This window comes from Streptomyces sp. NPDC001750, from assembly GCF_042892615.1.
Lineage (GTDB): Bacteria > Actinomycetota > Actinomycetes > Streptomycetales > Streptomycetaceae > Streptomyces.
The window spans coordinates 549,172-566,544 of record NZ_JBIAUE010000002.1; the positions used below are offsets into that span (position 1 = coordinate 549,172).

The window sequence follows — 17,373 nt, forward strand, 5'->3', positions numbered from 1 at the left end:
GCCGGTACCGGACCCGGTGATAGGGCGGGGCTATCGCCGGTTGACATCATCCGCCGGGGCTTCCGTTCCCCGACACTCTCTCCGTACCGCTCCCGTCCGATTCCGTTCATCGGACGGTCCCTCACATCGGTAACCGGTAGGAGACCCCCCATGAGACACCCCAGGACCGTCATGTCGGCCGTGGTCGGCCTCGGCTTCGGGCTCGCGGCCGCACTGGGCACCGCACCCGCCATCGCCTCCTCCCCCGCTCCCGCCCCCGCCGCACCGGCGGCCCAGGCCGGCTACACGGCTCAGGCCGGTTCGCACGAGGACGCCGCGGCCAACAAGGCGTTCTTCGAGGCGGTCGTCAAGTCCGTCGCCGAGAAGCGGGCCGCGAACCCGGGTGCCCAGGCGGTCACGATCGTCTACAGCACGGCGAGCGCGCCGAGCTTCCGCACCCAGATAGCCAACAGTGCGCAGATATGGAACAGCTCGGTCTCCAACGTGCGGCTCCAGGAGGGCTCGAACCCCGACTTCAGGTACTACGAGGGCAACGACTCGCGCGGCTCGTACGCCAGCACCGACGGACACGGGAACGGGTACATCTTCCTCGACTACGCGCAGAACCAGCAGTACAACTCGACCCGCGTGACCGCGCACGAGACCGGTCACGTGCTCGGGCTCCCGGACCACTACTCCGGTCCGTGCAGCGAGCTGATGTCCGGCGGCGGGCCCGGCCCGTCCTGCACCAACGCCTACCCCAACACGACCGAGCGCAGCCAGGTCAACTCCCTGTGGCAGTTCGGCTTCGCGGCCGCCCTGGCACGCCAGTCCTCCTGAAGGCCGTCCGGCCCGGACCGGTCGGCAGGCCCGGACCTGACGTCCGGTCCGGCTGACCGGTGACGAGCGGGGCCGCTCCGCAGAACGGGGTGGCCCCGCCCCCCGTCGCCGGCCGGACGGCGACACGGCCCTGCGGCACGACACCGCACGGCCGCGGAGGACCCCCGCGTGGTACGGAGAGCGGCCGCACACGGACGGGCACCGCCCGGCCCGGTGGTGCGGTCGCGGGAGAGCCTGGCGTACACGGGTCTGGCACGGACAGCCGTCCTACGGTTGGTTGAGCGCGTCACGGACCAGGGCCAGCAGTTCGTCCTCCGTCAGACCCAACTCGCGTGCGCCGGACACCACTTCGCGTACGAGCTGCAACAGCCGGGCCCGGTGCGGGGAGGCGCCGCCGGTGACGACCGCGCCGCGCCCCCGGCGCAGTTCGATCAGCCCTTCCTCGCGAAGCTGCTGATAACCACGCAGCACGGTATGGACGTTGACCCCGAGGGACTCGGCCAGGACCCGGGCGGCGGGCAGGCGTTCGCCCGAGGTCACCGTGCCGTCGGCGACGGCCCGGCGGACGGAGGCGGCGATCTGGTCGCCGAGTGGCACGGTGGACGTGGGATCGACCCTGAAGAGCATGGTCAGCGTTCCGCCCGTCGCTGGTCGATCAGAGTGTTGAGGAGCGCGGCGGCGGTCGCCGAGTCGTCGACGGTCACCGCGAACTCCCGGCCGTCGGCCAGGGTCGCCACGACGCCCTCGCCCGAGCGGACCATGAGCCCACTGCGCGCGGGCCGGATGCGATAGCCCCATCCACCGAACTCCGCGATGGGGTTGATGTTCCGGCTGACGGCGGACTCGATCCGGTCGAGCGGCACCCTCAGCCGCGGCCAGGGCAGCATGCCCGAGATCGTGACACCGCGCCGGTCGACCACGACGTACGGCCGGGCGAAGACGACCAGCAGCACGCCGAGGACCAGGGGCGGAATCGCGGCCGGCCAGCCCGCGGTGAGCAGCAGTACCACCCCGCCGGCCACGAGCACGAACGCGAGCAGCGGCGTCCACCAGCTCCCCGCGCTGCGGGCCCATCCGGCGACCTCCCCGTCGGCGAGCGTGATTCGCGGACCGTCCTGCGTCCGCACCGCCTCGGGCGGCTCCGGCACGGGCAGCAGTGTCGCCGCCACCAGCCCCAGCCCACCGGCGACCGCGGCGACCGCCAGGGCGGCCGCGAGCTGCCACATCGGGAACGACACACCCTGCGCCTCCCCCTGCGCGTTCGCACCGGCGTCCACGTTGGCCAGCAGCGTGGCGGCCATCAGCCAGCCCAGGAACCCGGCGAAGGCGTATCCGGCGGCGACCATCAGGTGGTGGGCCCGCCCGTAGAACTTCCCCCGCACGAACGTCAGGGTCCACAGCACACCCGTCGTCGCGAACAGCACGGAGCCGCCCACGACGTGCCACTCCCGCCCCATGTACCGGTCTGCCCGGCCGTCGGGGCGGAAGTGGCCGGCGATCTGCTCGGGAATCCGGTCGCGGAGGACGACGAACAGCACCAGCTCGACCACGAGCGCCAGCAGGAACGGGAACGCGACGACGACCGCGCCACCCAGGTTCTTACGCTTCATGAAAACCTCCCTTGTTCGCATGATAGTAGAACAATGAAGTGACGGGGAGGAGGTCCGGGGCGGAGGAAAGTCCGAGAGGCGGAGGAACGTCTCGACCACACCGGCGCCGCGAGCTTCCCGGCAAACCCTTCCGGCCACAGCACTAGTGCCGCGGCAGGCAACGTTTACCCGTCAAGGAGCGCGTCCGGTACGTGCTCTCGGTGTGCCGGCCGGAAGCCCTCGTACTGGATGTACTTGGGATTTCGGCCGGTGCGGCGAGAGGGCGTGCCGGGCGTCGCGACGGGGCGAACGTTGCCTGATGCGGCACTAGCCGCGGAGCCCGTGCCGTCGGTCGCGGCCGGTCGCGGCCGACGTACTCGGCCGGACGCGACCCTTGCGGTTCGTACGGTGACGTGAGGCGGGGCGCCCCGGCCCACGGGATGGCGGGCGGCGGGGCGCCGGGGGAAAGCCGATACGGCACCGGTGCGGCACGGCGGAACGAAGGCGCTCCGCCCGGCCGTGCCTGGGCCGCACAGGCACGGCCGGGGAACGGAGCACCGAGGGCCGGTCGATTCACCGGAAAATCACGGCGCCGGGCACTCCCAGCCCGTTTCAGACCAGTTCATGACAGTCGATCGCGGTTCGGAACGATGCCGGTTCAGGCCAGTTCCAGGGGGAACGCGCCCCGGTGCCCGGTACCGGCGCCCTGCTCCGGCCGGGGCTCGTACTCACGGCAGCTCCAGATCTCCTGGACGAGCCCCGTCCGCCGGCCCCACAGCTCCTGGACGGCCCCCTCGCCGACCGCCTCGCGGTAGGCGTCCTTGACGCCCCGGAAGCAGGCGAGCCCGCCGGACAGGCCCCGGCCGGAGGCCGGAAGGTAGTCCGAGAAGGCGCAGGCGATGCAGGACTGGAGGCGGACCCCCGGCGGCAGGGCGCGCTGGATCGTGGCGAGCGCGGAGGCGAAGTCGCCCTCCGCACGGTGGGATCCGTACGCGGCTCCGCCGAACTGCAGCTCCAGGTACAGATACGGATCCGGGCGGCGCAGCGACAACAGGCAACTGAGCGTGGCCTGATGGACGGTGCCGTCGCCGAACACGGGGAGCGGGAGATCCCACTCCAGGACGCAGTCGCCCAGCACGCCGTCGACCAGGGCGAAGATCCCGTCGGGCGGCGGGGTGCCGGCCACCGGGCCGAGCCCGTCGAAGCTCTCGCCCTCGAAGTCGACGCCCCTGGTGCGGAGGCGGAGTTGCTGTCCGTCGGTGGTGAGGACGACGGCGTCGGAACCCTGCCGGTCCCGGTACCACCCTGCCCATGACTCATCTGTCATGGGCAGGGACTGTAGCCCGTGCCCATGACAGTCGCCCCGTCACCCTCCGCTTCGTCCCGCGGACCCCGTGACCTCGGCGCCCCTGCCGTTCCCGCCGCCTTCAGTACGTACGACGGGTGACGAATTCCGCCAGGGTCAGGAGGTCACCGCCCCGGTCCGGATCGGGCACCGCACGCGAGAGGTGGTGGACCGCGCGCGCCATCCGGTCCGCCGCGCACACCTGGGCCCAGTCCCGGCCGCCGGCCCGTTCGATGGCGTCGGCCGCCCGGTCCACCTCCGCGGGTGTGTTCATGGATCCCCGGTAGAGCGCGGCCAGTTCGGCTGCGGCGGGGGTGCCGGACGTCAGTGCGGCGACCACCGGCAGGGACTTCTTGTGGGCGGTCAGATCCGCCCCTACGGGCTTCCCGGTGCGCTCCGGGTCTCCCCAGATCCCGATCAGGTCGTCGATCAGCTGGAAGGCGAGGCCCGTCTCCCGGCCGAATCCGTCCATCGCGCCGACGGCCCGCTCCCCGGCACCCGCGTACAGCGCCCCCAGCGCGCACGCGCAGCCGAGCAGGGCGCCGGTCTTGGCCGTGGCCATGGTCAGGCACTCGTCCAGCGAGACCTCGTCCGGCCCGCGGTCCTCGAAGGAGCAGTCGGCCTGTTGCCCGGCGCAGAGTTCGACGACGCAGGTCGACAGCCTCGCCGAGGCACGGGCCGCCACCGGGCCGTCGTCCTCCGCGAGCAGCCGCTGGGCGAGGGCAAGCATCGCGTCACCGGTGATGATCGCGGCCGGAATGCCGAACACCGTCCAGGCGGTGGGGCGGTGACGGCGTGTCCGGTCCTCGTCGATCACGTCGTCGTGCAGCAGGGTGAAGTTGTGGACCAGTTCCACGGCGACGGCCGCCCGTACCGCACGCCGCGGGTCGCCGCCCAGCGCCCGGGCGGCGGCGAGCACGAGCGCGGGCCTGATCGCCTTGCCCGCCGCCCCTCCGGAGGGGGCGCCGTCGGCCTCCCGCCAGCCGAAGTGGTACATGGCGACGCGACGGATCGATCCGGGCAAGGAGTCGATGGCCGCGCGCAGTCCGGGATCGACGAGCGTCCTGGTCCGTTCCAGGAGAGCCGCGGCCTCCAGTCCCGGCATCACGGCAGCGGGCTCCGGAACCGGTGCGGCCGAAACGGCCGGACCGCCGCCGGAGTTCACGGAAGCGATCTGACCGCCGCCGGAGGCCATGGAGACGGCCGTGCCGCCGCCGGGGGGCGCGGAAGCGGCCGGGCCGCCGCCGTCCGGGGCCACGGACACCGCCGGACCCGCGCCGTCCAGGCTCATGAGAGGGGCCGGACGGTCGTCGTCCGGCGTCCGGGGGGTGGGTGAGGGGATTGCGTGGTGCGTCTTCACTGAGGCGTCGTCCTCCCGATGCCGCCCCGGGCCCGACGGCCCGGGGCGGGGGTTGTCCGGGGCCCGGCTCCGCCGCCCGGCCCCCGAGCGGCTACCGCCAGCGGCTGACCTCGACGTTCTCCAGGACGCCGAGCGCGTCCGGCACGAGGACGGCCGCCGAGTAGTAGGCCGTCACCAGGTAGGAGATGATGGCCTGTTCGTCGATGCCCATGAAGCGGACCGACAGGCTGGGCTCGATCTCGTCGGGGATGCCGGACTGCTGGAGCCCGACGACGCCCTGCTCCGCCTCGCCCGTCCTCATGCAGATGATCGACGTGGTCCGGGCGTCGGTGATCGGGATCTTGTTGCACGGGAAGATGGGCACGCCCCGCCAGGCCGGTACGTGGTGCCCGCCGACGTCCACGCTCTCGGGCACCAGGCCGCGCTTGTTGCATTCGCGGCCGAACGCCGCGATGGCCCGCGGGTGGGCCAGGAACAGCTTCGAGCCGCGGCGGCGCGAGAGCAGTTCGTCCATGTCGTCCGGGCCGGGCACGCCGTCGTGCGGCTGGATGCGCTGCCCGTAGTCGCAGTTGTGGAGCAGGCCGAACTCGCGGTTGTTGACCAGCTCGTGCTCCTGGCGCTCGCGCAGCGCCTCGACCGTCAGCCGCAACTGCTGCTCGGTCTGGTTCATCGGCTGGTTGTAGAGGTCGGCGACCCTGCTGTGGACCTTCAACACGGTCTGCGCGACGCTCAGTTCGTACTCGCGCGGTGAGACCTCGTAGTCCACGTACGTGTGCGGGATCACGGCCTCGCCGACATGGCCGGCGGAGAGGTCGATCGCCGCCTCGCCGTACTTGTTGGTGCGCTGCTGCGGGACGTTGAGCAGTCCGGTGAGATGCGCGCGGAGCGAATCGGCGCGCTCGGCGAGGTTCAGGACGTCCGCGCGGCTCAGCGTCAGTACCGTGCACGCGGTGAGCGCACGGGCCGTGTACTCCCAGACGGCCTCGCCGTCGAGCAGGGAGCGGTCACCGAAGTAGGCCCCGTCGGCGTGGACCCCGAGCACCGTCTCGCCCCCGTACTGCCCGGTGCCGACCTTCTCGACCTTGCCGTGCGCCAGCAGGTAGACGCGATCCGCCCGGTCCCCCGCGGCGGCCAGCACCTGCCCCGCGGCGATGTCCTGCTGCTCGCACCGCCGGGCCAGTTCACCGAGCACTTCCTCGTCGCCGAAGTCCCGGAGCGCGGGGAGCTCTCCGAGCTCGGCGGGGATGACCGCGACCCGGTCACCGGTCTGCACGAAGGTCACCCGGCCGTCCCCCACCGAGTAGCTCAGCCTCCGGTTCACCCGGTAGGTGCCGCCCTGCACCTGCACCCACGGCAGCATCTTCAGCAGCCACCGCGAGGTGATCTCCTGCATCTGCGGGGCGGACTTGGTGGTCGTCGCGAGGTTCCGCGCCGCCGCCGTGCCCAGACTCTGCTGGGGCGGCAACGTCACGTGCTGAACCTCTTCACCAACGGACATCTGTCGTCCTCTCGAATGACTCTCGAATGATCGGCTGACCAGCGCGAAGAAGCCTTTCAGCACCCGAGGGCGGCGCACCATTACACAAAAGAGTGTGACTAATTGGGGTTTGGACTGGGCACGACGCCCCTCGGTCCCGGGTGGGCGCCGACGGGCACCCTTAAGTTGCATCCTCGATGCAACTTATCTACCGTGACGGTCATGCGGCTGACGAAATTCACCGACGTGGCGCTTCGCGTACTGATGCGCCTCGCGGTCGTCGAGAACGAGGATCCGCCGACCACCCGTGAAGTGGCGGCGACCATGCAGGTGCCGTACACCCACGCCGCGAAGGTCGTCGCCAGGCTCCAGCACCTCGGCCTCGTCGAGGCGCGCCGGGGCCGCGGCGGCGGGCTCAGCCTCACCGGGGCCGGCCACTCCGCCTCGATCGGCGGAATCGTCCGGGAGCTGGAGGGCCCGGGCGACGTCGTGGAGTGCGAGGGCGCCACCCCGTGCCCCCTGCGCTCTGCCTGCCGACTGCGCGGAGCCCTGCGCCAGGCGGAGGACGCCTTCTACGCCTCGCTCGACCCGATCACCGTCGACCAGCTCGTCGCCTCGCCCACCGGGCCCGTACTGATCGGCATCAGCGGCATCCGCCCGGCTCCCGCCTGAACCGGCCCGGGCCGTCACCGCCCGCACGCACCCCCGTCCCGCACCCCCGAGAACTCCGGGCACCACCCGCCCGGATCCACCCTACCCAAAAATGCGAATCTTAGATACCAATTCTGATTCGCGTCGAGACCGCCGAGACCGAGGAGTCATCGATGCTGTCCGAGACGTCGACCGCCACCGTCCGCGCCACCCTTCCCGCCGTGGGAGCGGCCATCGGGGACATCGCCGACCTCTTCTACCGCGAGATGTTCACCGCACACCCGGAGCTGCTGCGCGACCTCTTCAACCGCGGCAACCAGGCGTCCGGCGCCCAGCGGCAGGCGCTCGCGGGCTCCATAGCCGCCTTCGCGACCCACCTGGTCGCGCACCCGGACACCCGCCCCGACGTGATGCTCGGCCGGATAGCCCACAAGCACGCCTCGCTCGGCGTCACCGCCGACCAGTACGACATCGTGCACAGGCACCTGTTCGCAGCCATCGCCGAGGTGCTCGGCGACGCGCTCACCCCCGAGGTCGCCGCCGCCTGGGACGAGGTCTACTGGCTGATGGCGAACGCGCTGATCTCCCGCGAGGCGCGACTGTACGCGGAGCAGGGCGTGGCCGCCGGTGACGTGTGGCGCGAGTGGGAGGTGGTCGGCCGGACCGAGGAGACTCCCGACGTCGCGACCTTCCGGCTCCGCCCGGCCGACGGGGAGCCCGCGCCCGCCTTCCGCCCCGGCCAGTACGTCTCCGTTCAGGTGGAACTCCCCGACGGGGCACGGCAGATACGCCAGTACAGCCTCTCCAGCGCCCCTGGATCGGCGCTGCGCTCGATCACCGTGAAGCGGGTACACGGGGGCGGCTCCCCGGACGGCGAGGTCTCCTGTCATCTGCACGCTGAGGTCGCGGCCGGCGACCGGCTGCGGGTCTCCGCCCCGTACGGCGACCTCGTGCTGGACGACGCCGACGCCCCGCTGCTGCTCGCCTCGGCCGGGATCGGCTGCACCCCCATGCTGTCGATGCTGGAGCACCTGGCCGCGACCGGCCACCGTGCCCCGGTCACCGTCGTGCACGGCGACCGCTCCCCCGCCGACCACGCGCTGCGCAACGACCACGTGACGCTCGCCGACAAGCTCCCCGACGCCACCACGCACTTCTGGTACGAGCGCCCGGAGTCCGGCCACAGCGCCGACCGCACCGGTCTGGTGGATCTGGGCGACTTCACGATCGCGCCCGGCACCCACGCCTACCTGTGCGGCCCGCTGCCCTTCATGCGCGCCGTGCGCACCCAGTTGCTGGCCAAGGGGGTCCAGGCCGCCGACATCCACTACGAGGTGTTCGGCCCCGACCTCTGGCTCGCCCAGAACTGAACGCGGCCGGCCCCGCGCGCCCCGCCGACGCGGCCCCTCAGGGGGCCGTCGGCGGGGCACGCGTCCGCCCCGCGGCGGCGGCCGTCGGCCCGGGCCTGGTCAAATGGACGGGTGAACCGTCCCCCGGACCCCGAAGCGCTCCTGCGGCCCCGGCTGCCCTCCCCGCTGGAGGAGGTCCACGACGACCGCTTCGCCCGCCGGGGCGTGCGGCTGCTGCTCAAGCGGGACGATCTGATCCACCCGGATCTTCCGGGCAACAAGTGGCGCAAACTCGCCCCCAGTCTGCGGGCCGCCGCCGGGCGCACCGTCCTCACGTTCGGCGGGGCGTACTCCAACCACCTGCGGGCCACCGCCGCCGCCGGACGGCTGCTCGGCTTCCGCACCCTCGGGGTGGTACGCGGCGACGAACTGGCCGACCGCCCCCTCAACCCCTCGCTCGCCCGGTGCGCCGCGGACGGGATGACCCTGCGCTTCGTGGACCGCGCGACCTACCGCGCCAAGGCCGACCCCGAGGTGCTGGCCGGGCTGCGGAGCGCCTTCGGGGAGAGCGGCTCCGGGGAGTGCTTCGTCGTCCCCGAGGGCGGCAGCAACGCCCTGGCCGTGCGGGGCTGCACCGAGCTGGGGCGCGAGCTGCGCGGGCGGGCCGATGTGGTCGCGGTGGCCTGCGGCACCGGCGGCACCCTCGCCGGTCTCGCCGCCGGTCTGGCGCCGGGGCAGCGGGCGCTCGGCGTCCCGGTGCTGCGCGGCGGCTTCCTCGGCGAGGCGGTGCGGGAGCTGCAACGGGAGGCGTTCGGCGGGCCCGAGGGGACGTGGTCCCTGGACGAGCGCTTCCACTTCGGCGGCTACGCCCGTACGCCCCCGGAGCTGCACGCGTTCGCGGACGACTTCGAGCAGCGGCATGGGCTGCCCGTCGAACGGCTCTACGTCGCCAAGCTGCTGTTCGGGCTCACCGCGCTGGCCGAGGAGGGCGCGTTCCCGGCGGGGGCGACGGTCGTGGCCGTCGTCACGGGCCGCCCCTGACGTCCGGGGGATCCGGCGCGGATCCCCCGGACCCGGCCGCTGTTCGCCGCGGTTCGGGGTGGGCCGGTCGCGCCCGCGCGAGTCTCCCCCGCCAGGCCCGCCCGCCCGGCCCCGCGCTCACGCCGCGCCCGGCCCCTCCCGGTAGGCCGCCGCCTCCTCCAGGTCGAGCCGTCTGAGCAGGGTGCGGAGCATCTCGTCGTCGATCCGCCGCTCGTCCCTGAGCCGTACGAAGACCTCGCGTTCGGCGTCCAGCGTCTCCCCGGCCAACCGCCGGTAGGTGTCGTCCGCCGACTCCCCGGTCACCGGGTTGGCGGCGCCCAGCCGCTCCCACACGGCGTTGCGGCGCCGTTCCAGGACGGCGCGCAGGCGGTCGGTGAGCGGCTCCGGGAGGGCGTTGCGGGGATCGGCGAGCAGGGCGTCCAGCCGGGCCTCGGCGGCGGAGGACGCCTCGCTCTGCGCCTGGGCCTCGGCCAGGGTCTCGGCGGTCGCGTCCCGGCCCGGGAGTCTCAGCGCGCGCACCAGCAGCGGCAGGGTGAGCCCCTGGACGACCAGGGTGCCGATGACGGTGGTGAAGGTCAGGAACAGCACCAGGTTCCGGGCCGGGAACGCCTGCCCGGCGGTCGTGAGCAGGGGGATGGAGAACGCGATGGCGAGCGAGACGACCCCGCGCATCCCGGCCCAGCCGACGATCGTCGGCGCCTTCCAGTCGGTGTCCGGTTCGCGCTCGCGGATCCGTTTCGACAGCCATCGGGGCAGGAACGTGGCCGGGAAGACCCAGACGTAGCGGACCACGACGACGGCCGCGAACACCGCCACCGCGTACCAGAGCGCGTCCGCCACGGCGTACGCCCCGAGCCCCCTGAGCACGAAGGGCAGCTGGAGCCCGATCAGCGCGAAGACCGCCGACTCCAGGACGAACGCGACCATCCTCCATACGGCCGCCTCCTGGAGCCGGGTCGCGAAGTCGACCTGCCAGGCGCGGTGGCCCAGGTAGAGCGCGACGACGACCACGGCGAGCACCCCCGAGGCGTGCACGCGCTCGGCCACCGCGTACGCCACGAAGGGGATCAGCAGCGACAGCGTGTTCTGCAGCAGGGCTTCCCCGAGGTGGGTACGGAGCCAGTGCAGCGGCACCATCAGCGCCAGGCCGACCACGACCCCGCCGAGCGCGGCCACCAGGAACTCACCGATCCCGGAGCCCCAACTCATGCCCTCGCCGACGGCGGCGGCCAGGGCCACCTTGTACGCGGTGATCGCGGTGGCGTCGTTCACCAGGGACTCGCCCTGGAGGATCGTGGTGACCCGGCTGGGCAGCCCGACCCGCCGGGCGATCGCGGCGGCGGTGACCGCGTCCGGCGGGGCGACGACCGCGCCGAGCACCAGCGCGGCGGTGAGCGGCAGGTCGGGCACCACCAGGTAGGCCAGCCAGCCGACCGCCACGGTCGCGAAGAGGACGTAGCCGACGGAGAGCAGCGCGACCGGCCGCACGTTGGCCCGCAGATCGAGGTACGAGCTGTCGACGGCCGCCGTGTAGAGCAGGGGCGGCAGCAGCAGCGGCAGCACGATGTCCGCGTCCAGGGTGTACGACGGCACCCCCGGCACGTACGAGGCGATCAGCCCCACCGTCACCAGCAGCAGGGGCGCCGGCACGGGGGTGCGGCGGGCCGCCCCCGCGACGGCGGCACTCGCCGCGACCAGCGCCACCAGCGGCAGTACGTCCATGTCCACGGTCCTCGCATCCGTCGTAACCTGACCATCATGAGTGACTGCTCGCACGTGCTCACGCTGCCGCACCCCGAGCCGGAGCCTCTGAGCGGGACCTGCCCGGAGTGCGTCGCGGCGGGCACGCACCCCGTGCATCTGCGGCTGTGTCTGGTCTGCGGCCATGTCGGCTGCTGCGACTCGTCCCCGCTGCGGCATGCCACGGGGCACTTCGAGGAGACCGGTCATCCGGTGATGCGGAGTTTCGAGCCGGGCGAGAGCTGGCGCTGGTGCTATGCCGACGGTTCGATCGTCTGAGGCCCGGGTACGTCAAAACGACGCCGGTTGTCCGCAATTGATCGCCGCAGACCCCTAGCCACCGTGTGTGGTCATTGACTTACCATGAGTGACAGCCATGAGCTGGGTCCTGTTCGAGCCTGATCCACCGCCGGGGCCCGGGGGTTCGGCGACACGGCATCATGGATCGCGATAGCGTCGCCGGGCCAGAACCGAAGACGTACCACATGGCTCCGGGGTGCCCTTCCCGGATCCTCGGAAGAGTTTGTGCCACCTTGGAGGTGAGGGTGTCCCAGATCGCAGGCGAGCCCGGGAATCAGGACTTCGTAGAGGTCCGGCTGCCCGCTGCGGGTGCCTACCTGTCGGTGCTGCGTACGGCCACGGCCGGTCTCGCGGCACGCTTGGACTTCACGCTCGACGAGATCGAGGATCTTCGCATCGCGGTCGACGAGGCCTGCGCGATCCTGCTCCAGCAGGCCGTGCCGGGCTCCGTCCTCAGCTGCGTCTTCCGGCTCATCGAGGATTCCCTGGAGGTGACGGTGTCCGCACCGACCACGGACGGGCGGGCGCCGGAGCGTGACACCTTCGCCTGGACGGTGCTCTCCGCGCTGGCCGGGAAGGTCGACTCCTCGGTGGCCGACGACCGTACGGTCAGCATCAGCCTCTACAAACAGCGCGGCGCGGGACCCGGGCCGGCGTGAGCAACGGAAACGGGGACGGTCCGGTGCGGGACGAGACGATCCGACCAGGGGTGGTGCGTGCGGCGGCCATCCCGGAACAGCAGGCCCTGCCCCATCCGGAGGACGGGGCGGACGAGCCCGCGAGCCGTGCGTTCGCGGTGGAGCAGTCGCAGGCGGAGCGGGCAGGCCAGATGAGCGAGCACGGGCACCACGATCCACAGGACCGCAGCGGGGCGCGGGCACTCTTCGTCGAACTGCGCGCCCTTCCCGACGGTTCGCCCGAGCGGGCGGAGCTGCGCAATCAGCTGGTGCGGATGCACCTGCCGCTCGTGGAGCACCTGGCCCGCCGGTTCCGCAACCGCGGCGAGCCGCTCGACGACCTGACGCAGGTCGCCACGATCGGTCTGATCAAGTCGGTGGACCGGTTCGATCCGGACCGCGGCGTCGAGTTCTCGACGTACGCGACCCCCACGGTCGTCGGCGAGATCAAGCGCCACTTCCGTGACAAGGGCTGGGCGGTGCGGGTGCCGCGTCGGCTCCAGGAGCTGCGGCTGTCGCTCACCACGGCGACCGCCGAACTCTCCCAGCTGCACGGCCGCTCGCCGACGGTGCACGAACTGGCCGAGCGCCTGGGCATCTCCGAGGAAGAGGTGCTGGAGGGGCTGGAATCGGCCAATGCGTACAGCACGCTCTCGTTGGACGTGCCGGACACGGACGACGAGTCGCCCGCGGTCGCGGACACGCTCGGGTCCGAGGACGAGGCGCTGGAGGGCGTCGAGTACCGGGAGTCGCTCAAGCCGCTGCTGGAGGACCTCCCGCCGCGCGAGAAGCGGATCCTGCTGCTGCGTTTCTTCGGCAACATGACCCAGTCGCAGATCGCCCAGGAGGTCGGCATCTCCCAGATGCACGTCTCGCGGTTGCTCGCCCGCACCCTGGCCCAGTTGCGCGAACGCCTGCTCGTCGAGGAGTAGGGGCGGAGTCGGGGCATCCGGCCGGCGGGGACGTCCGGCCGGGTCGGGCGGACCGCCCCGGGGGCCGGGTGCCCCGCCGGTCCCCGGCCCGCCTCGGTCCCGCGGGCCCCGCCCGGCTCCCGCGACAGGCTCTCAGGCGTCCGGGGCCGTGGTCCCGGGGCGGCGGATGCCGAGTTCCTCGATCGTCGTGGGCCTGAGCAGCTGGTAGAGCGAGGTCACGACCACCACGGCGAGCACGATCCCGGTCGGGATCAGCGCGCCATGGGACCTCAGCAGCGTCCACGCCACCGGGAGCCCCATGATCTGCGTGATGAGCGCGGGGCCCCGGCTCCAGCCGCGCCGAAGCAGCAGACCGCGCGCCGCGATCAGCGGGATCAGGCCCAGCGCGATCAGAGTGAGGCCGCCCATCTCCGCCTGCTGCGGGCTCTCGGGATGTCCGAGCATCCCCATCACCAGCATGTAGATCCCGCCGACGACGAGTGCCGTCCCCTCCAGGGCGGTGAGCGCCGCCACGAGCGTGATCCTGCTCGGCTTCGTCGGTCCGGCCGACGGCGAGGGCGACGGGTCGGGCGCGTTCTGCTGAGTACTCACCCCTGCAGACTGGCATCCCGGCCCCCCGAAAGCGAAGCCGGGGTGGCGAACACCACGGGGCGCGGGCACCCGCCCGCCCCACCGCGCGCGGTCCGTCACCGAGCGTGAGGTCATGGCGCAGGACTTCAGGGCGATACCACCGGGTAGGTACTCTGACCGTCATGCGCGCACTTCTCGTGGTCAATCCAGCTGCTACCACCACCAGTGCGCGGACCCGTGACGTACTCATCCACGCCCTGGCCAGCGAGATGAAGCTGGAGGCCGTGACCACGGAGTACCGGGGGCACGCCCGGGACCTCGGACGGGAGGCCGCGGACTCCGGGGAGATCGACCTCGTGGTCTCGCTGGGCGGCGACGGCACGGTCAACGAAATCGTCAACGGACTGCTCCACAAGGGCCCCGACCTGGACGTCCTGCCCCGGCTCGCGGTGGTCCCCGGCGGCTCCACCAACGTCTTCGCGCGTGCCCTGGGCCTGCCGAACGACGCGGTCGAGGCGACCGGCGCGATCCTGGACGCGCTCGCCAACCGCACCGAACGCACCGTCGGCCTCGGACTGGCGGCCGGCACCCCGGGCACCGAGGACGAATCCGTCCCTGAACGCTGGTTCACATTCTGCGCCGGGCTCGGATTCGACGCGAGCGTGATCGGCCGCGTCGAACAAAAGCGCGAACTCGGAAAACGATCGACACACGCGTTGTACGTGCGCCAGGTGGTCCGGCAATTCCTGGAGGAACCGCACCGTCGGCACGGAACGATCAGGCTGGAGGCCCCCGGCCTGGAACCGGTCGACGATCTCGCGCTGTCCATAATCTCGAACACCTCCCCCTGGACCTACCTGGGGAACCGCCCCATATACGCCTCCCCGACGGCCTCCTTCGACACCGGCCTGGACGTGCTCGGACTCAAGCGGCTCTCCACCTCGGCGGTCGCCCGCTACGCCACCCAGTTGCTCACGTCGAGCCCCGAGAGGGGCCCTCGCGGCAAGCACGCCGTCTCCCTTCACGACCTCACGGCCTTCACCTTGCATTCAAAGGCGCCCCTCCCTTTCCAGATGGACGGCGACCATCTCGGAGTGCGCACGAGTGTGACGTTCACAGGCGTACGCCGTGCACTGCGTGTGATTGTGTGAGTGGAAGGGCCCAAAGTCCTTTAAGTCGAACGTTTGGGCTGGACTCCACCCCATAGAAGTACGGCTGTGACCTAGTCGACACCGAGGAATCAAAAAAAACTTTCCAGAAGGGGTTGTATCCGTCGCCGAGGTTTGCGAATCTCTACATGGCGATCGGGACGGCCCGCAACAACGGCCTCCACTGAGAGCCAGAACCCCTCCTCATTTCACAGACCACAACCAGTTCATCTGGGCGTCGGCCCGTTGCCTGCGGGGGGATTCGTGAAAGCGTTCACATTCACAAGCACTGTATGCAACACCAAGGAGAGGTAGCAGCCATGGACTGGCGTCACAACGCCGTTTGTCGTGAGGAAGACCCCGAGCTGTTCTTCCCCATCGGCAACACCGGTCCTGCGCTGCTGCAGATCGAGGAAGCCAAGGCCGTCTGCCGTCGCTGCCCCGTCATGGAGCAGTGCCTGCAGTGGGCGCTCGAGTCCGGCCAGGACTCCGGTGTCTGGGGTGGCCTCAGCGAGGACGAGCGCCGCGCGATGAAGCGCCGTGCCGCTCGCAACCGGGCGCGTAACGCCAGCGCCTGAGCCGACGCCACCGCTACGAGCCTCAGCCCGGCGGCGCGTACAGCGCGTACGCACAACCCCGCCCCCGAGTCGCAGCGCGCAGTACCCCCCAAAGCGCATGCATGAACAGCGAGCCCGGACCGTCCACCACGGTCCGGGCTCGCTGCCGTATGTACCGTCGGAACCGGCGCCCCTCTGCCGAACGGGCCTACTTGTGGGACCGGACCGGGATGTCGAGGACGACCTGGGTGCCACGCCCCGGCGCCGGGATCATCGCGAAGGTCCCGCCCAGCTCCCCCTCCACCAGCGTCCGCACGATCTGCAGACCCAGGTTGCCGGCGCTCTGCGGGTCGAAGCCCTCGGGCAGACCGCATCCGTCGTCCTGGACCGTGATCAGCAGCCGCTGTTCGACGGAGGTGCCGCCGCGCACCGCGGACACGTCCACCGTGCCGTGCTCGGCGAGAGTGAAGGCGTGCTCCAGCGCGTTCTGCAGGACCTCCGTGAGAACCATTGCCAGCGGCGTGGCCACCTCGGCGTCGAGGATGCCGAAGCGCCCCGTGCGGCGGCAGGTGACCTTGCCCGGAGAGATCTCCGCGACCATGGCGATGACCCGGTCGGCGATCTCGTCGAACTCCACCCGCTCGTCCAGATTCTGAGACAGCGTCTCATGGACGATGGCGATCGAACCAACGCGCCGCACCGCCTCGTTGAGGGCCTCGCGCCCCCGGACCGAGTCCATCCGCCGGGCCTGGAGCCGCAACAGGGCGGCGACGGTCTGGAGGTTGTTCTTCACCCGGTGGTGGATCTCCCGGATGGTGGCGTCCTTGGTGATCAGCTCCCGCTCGCGGCGGCGCAGTTCGGTGACGTCCCTCAGGAGAACCAGCGAACCGATCCGGACGCCCTTGGGCTTGAGCGGGATGGCCCGGAGCTGGATCACTCCGCCCGCGCCCTCGACCTCGAACTCACGGGGCGCGTAGCCACTGGCCAGTTTGACCAGCGCCTCGTCCACCGGGCCCCGGGACGGGGCGAGTTCGGCGGTGATCGAGCCCAGGTGCTGGCCGACCAGGTCGGAGGCGAGACCGAGGCGGTGGTACGCGGAGAGGCCGTTGGGGCTGGCGTACTGCACGACGCCGTCGGCGTCGAGCCGGAGCAGCCCGTCGCCGACGCGGGGCGAGGCGTCCATGTCGACCTGCTGGCCGGGGAACGGGAAGGTCCCGGCAGCGATCATCTGGGCCAGGTCGGAGGCCGACTGCAGATAGGTGAGCTCCAGCCGGGACGGCGTGCGCACGGTCAGCAGGTTGGTGTTGCGGGCGATCACGCCAAGGACCCGGCCCTCCCGGCGCACGGGGATCGACTCCACCCGCACCGGGACCTCCTCGCGCCATTCCGGGTCGCCCTCGCGCACGATCCGGCCCTCGTCCAGCGCCACGTCGAGCATCGGCCGGCGACCGCGCGGCACCAGGTGGCCCACCATGTCGTTCTGGTAGGAGGTCGGTCCGGTGTTGGGCCGCATCTGGGCCACGGACACGTAGCGGGTGCCGTCATGGGTGGGGACCCAGAGCACGAGGTCGGCGAAGGACAGGTCGGAGAGCAATTGCCACTCCGAGACCAGCAGATGCAGCCACTCCAGGTCGGTGTCACCGAGGGCTGTGTGCTGGCGGACGAGGTCGTTCATGGAGGGCACGTGTGCGAGCGTACCCGCGCACGGGGCATGGTTCCGAACCGGACGAGGCCGTCGTACGTGGAAGGAAACGGGCCCGTGGAATTGCCGTGCTCCGATGGATGGACAGGGGCGAATGGTCTAGTCCACAATGCTGG

The 17,373-nt window shown here is 71.5% G+C and carries 17 protein-coding genes; 9 read left to right on the forward strand and 8 right to left on the reverse strand.

The annotated features are described in order from the left end of the window. The first annotated feature begins 150 nt into the window (after positions 1–150). Positions 151–819 (forward strand): snapalysin, encoded by a 669-nt coding sequence (gene snpA / locus ACFYY6_RS05710; RefSeq protein ID WP_351525372.1) that lies wholly within the window; start codon positions 151–153, stop codon positions 817–819. Positions 820–1,086: 267 nt separating this feature from the next. On the opposite strand, the gene ACFYY6_RS05715 is transcribed toward snpA, so the two are convergent. From ACFYY6_RS05715 to ACFYY6_RS05735, 5 genes are all read right to left on the reverse strand, one after another. Then, positions 1,087–1,446, reverse strand: a complete 360-nt coding sequence (locus tag ACFYY6_RS05715; protein ID WP_351635863.1) for a GntR family transcriptional regulator — start codon at positions 1,444–1,446, stop codon at positions 1,087–1,089. A 2-nt stretch (positions 1,447–1,448) separates the two neighbouring features. Next, a complete protein-coding gene (locus ACFYY6_RS05720) occupies positions 1,449–2,429 on the reverse strand; it encodes a DUF1648 domain-containing protein (RefSeq protein ID WP_351525374.1) in 981 nt (326 codons plus the stop codon). A 637-nt stretch (positions 2,430–3,066) separates the two neighbouring features. Then, the gene (locus tag ACFYY6_RS05725; RefSeq protein WP_351524787.1) at positions 3,067–3,735 is read right to left on the reverse strand and encodes a DUF6304 family protein; all 669 of its coding nucleotides are present in this window, start codon (positions 3,733–3,735) and stop codon (positions 3,067–3,069) included. A gap of 100 nt (positions 3,736–3,835) precedes the next feature. Then, positions 3,836–4,858, reverse strand: a complete 1,023-nt coding sequence (locus ACFYY6_RS05730) for a family 2 encapsulin nanocompartment cargo protein polyprenyl transferase (protein ID WP_360112043.1) — start codon at positions 4,856–4,858, stop codon at positions 3,836–3,838. 346 nt (positions 4,859–5,204) lie between these two features. After that, the gene (locus ACFYY6_RS05735; RefSeq protein WP_351524788.1) at positions 5,205–6,611 is read right to left on the reverse strand and encodes a family 2B encapsulin nanocompartment shell protein; all 1,407 of its coding nucleotides are present in this window, start codon (positions 6,609–6,611) and stop codon (positions 5,205–5,207) included. Between the two features lie 201 nt (positions 6,612–6,812). Between ACFYY6_RS05735 and ACFYY6_RS05740 the strand changes: the two genes are divergently transcribed. The 3 genes from ACFYY6_RS05740 to ACFYY6_RS05750 all read left to right on the forward strand — a co-directional run bounded on the left by ACFYY6_RS05740 (position 6,813) and on the right by ACFYY6_RS05750 (position 9,631). Next, entirely contained in the window at positions 6,813–7,262 is a 450-nt protein-coding gene (locus ACFYY6_RS05740; protein WP_389191800.1) for an RrF2 family transcriptional regulator, read from the forward strand. A 152-nt stretch (positions 7,263–7,414) separates the two neighbouring features. Then, positions 7,415–8,611: a globin domain-containing protein gene (locus ACFYY6_RS05745; protein ID WP_389191803.1), complete on the forward strand. Its 1,197-nt coding sequence runs from the start codon at positions 7,415–7,417 to the stop codon at positions 8,609–8,611. A 111-nt stretch (positions 8,612–8,722) separates the two neighbouring features. Then, complete coding sequence (locus ACFYY6_RS05750; RefSeq protein ID WP_351632011.1) at positions 8,723–9,631, forward strand: pyridoxal-phosphate dependent enzyme; 909 nt, start codon at positions 8,723–8,725, stop codon at positions 9,629–9,631. Between the two features lie 117 nt (positions 9,632–9,748). Here ACFYY6_RS05750 and ACFYY6_RS05755 read toward each other — a convergent pair whose 3' ends face one another. Continuing rightward, positions 9,749–11,353, reverse strand: coding sequence for a Na+/H+ antiporter (locus ACFYY6_RS05755; protein WP_388648214.1), 1,605 nt, complete (start codon positions 11,351–11,353; stop codon positions 9,749–9,751). A gap of 36 nt (positions 11,354–11,389) precedes the next feature. Between ACFYY6_RS05755 and ACFYY6_RS05760 the strand changes: the two genes are divergently transcribed. From ACFYY6_RS05760 to ACFYY6_RS05770, 3 genes are all read left to right on the forward strand, one after another. Continuing rightward, complete coding sequence (locus ACFYY6_RS05760) at positions 11,390–11,650, forward strand: UBP-type zinc finger domain-containing protein (RefSeq protein ID WP_351524793.1); 261 nt, start codon at positions 11,390–11,392, stop codon at positions 11,648–11,650. Between the two features lie 266 nt (positions 11,651–11,916). Beyond that, positions 11,917–12,330, forward strand: coding sequence for an anti-sigma regulatory factor (locus tag ACFYY6_RS05765; RefSeq protein WP_073781878.1), 414 nt, complete (start codon positions 11,917–11,919; stop codon positions 12,328–12,330). Beyond that, positions 12,219–13,280 (forward strand): RNA polymerase sigma factor SigF, encoded by a 1,062-nt coding sequence (locus ACFYY6_RS05770; RefSeq protein ID WP_386607159.1) that lies wholly within the window; start codon positions 12,219–12,221, stop codon positions 13,278–13,280. Before ACFYY6_RS05765 ends, ACFYY6_RS05770 begins: the two co-directional genes overlap by 112 nt. Before the next feature lie 132 nt (positions 13,281–13,412). Here the strand turns inward: ACFYY6_RS05770 and ACFYY6_RS05775 are convergent, their stop codons facing one another. After that, on the reverse strand, positions 13,413–13,871 hold the full coding sequence (locus tag ACFYY6_RS05775) for a hypothetical protein (RefSeq protein WP_386607045.1): 459 nt from the start codon (positions 13,869–13,871) through the stop codon (positions 13,413–13,415). Between the two features lie 161 nt (positions 13,872–14,032). Here ACFYY6_RS05775 and ACFYY6_RS05780 point away from each other — a divergent pair, with 161 nt between their 5' ends. Together ACFYY6_RS05780 and ACFYY6_RS05785 are read left to right on the forward strand one after the other, a co-directional pair. Beyond that, entirely contained in the window at positions 14,033–15,001 is a 969-nt protein-coding gene (locus tag ACFYY6_RS05780) for a diacylglycerol kinase family protein (protein WP_351632003.1), read from the forward strand. A gap of 317 nt (positions 15,002–15,318) precedes the next feature. Continuing rightward, positions 15,319–15,576, forward strand: a complete 258-nt coding sequence (locus ACFYY6_RS05785) for a WhiB family transcriptional regulator (RefSeq protein WP_003953983.1) — start codon at positions 15,319–15,321, stop codon at positions 15,574–15,576. A 187-nt stretch (positions 15,577–15,763) separates the two neighbouring features. Here ACFYY6_RS05785 and ACFYY6_RS05790 read toward each other — a convergent pair whose 3' ends face one another. Further along, positions 15,764–17,230 (reverse strand): PAS domain-containing sensor histidine kinase, encoded by a 1,467-nt coding sequence (locus ACFYY6_RS05790; protein WP_351524800.1) that lies wholly within the window; start codon positions 17,228–17,230, stop codon positions 15,764–15,766. Positions 17,231–17,373: the final 143 nt, after the last annotated feature.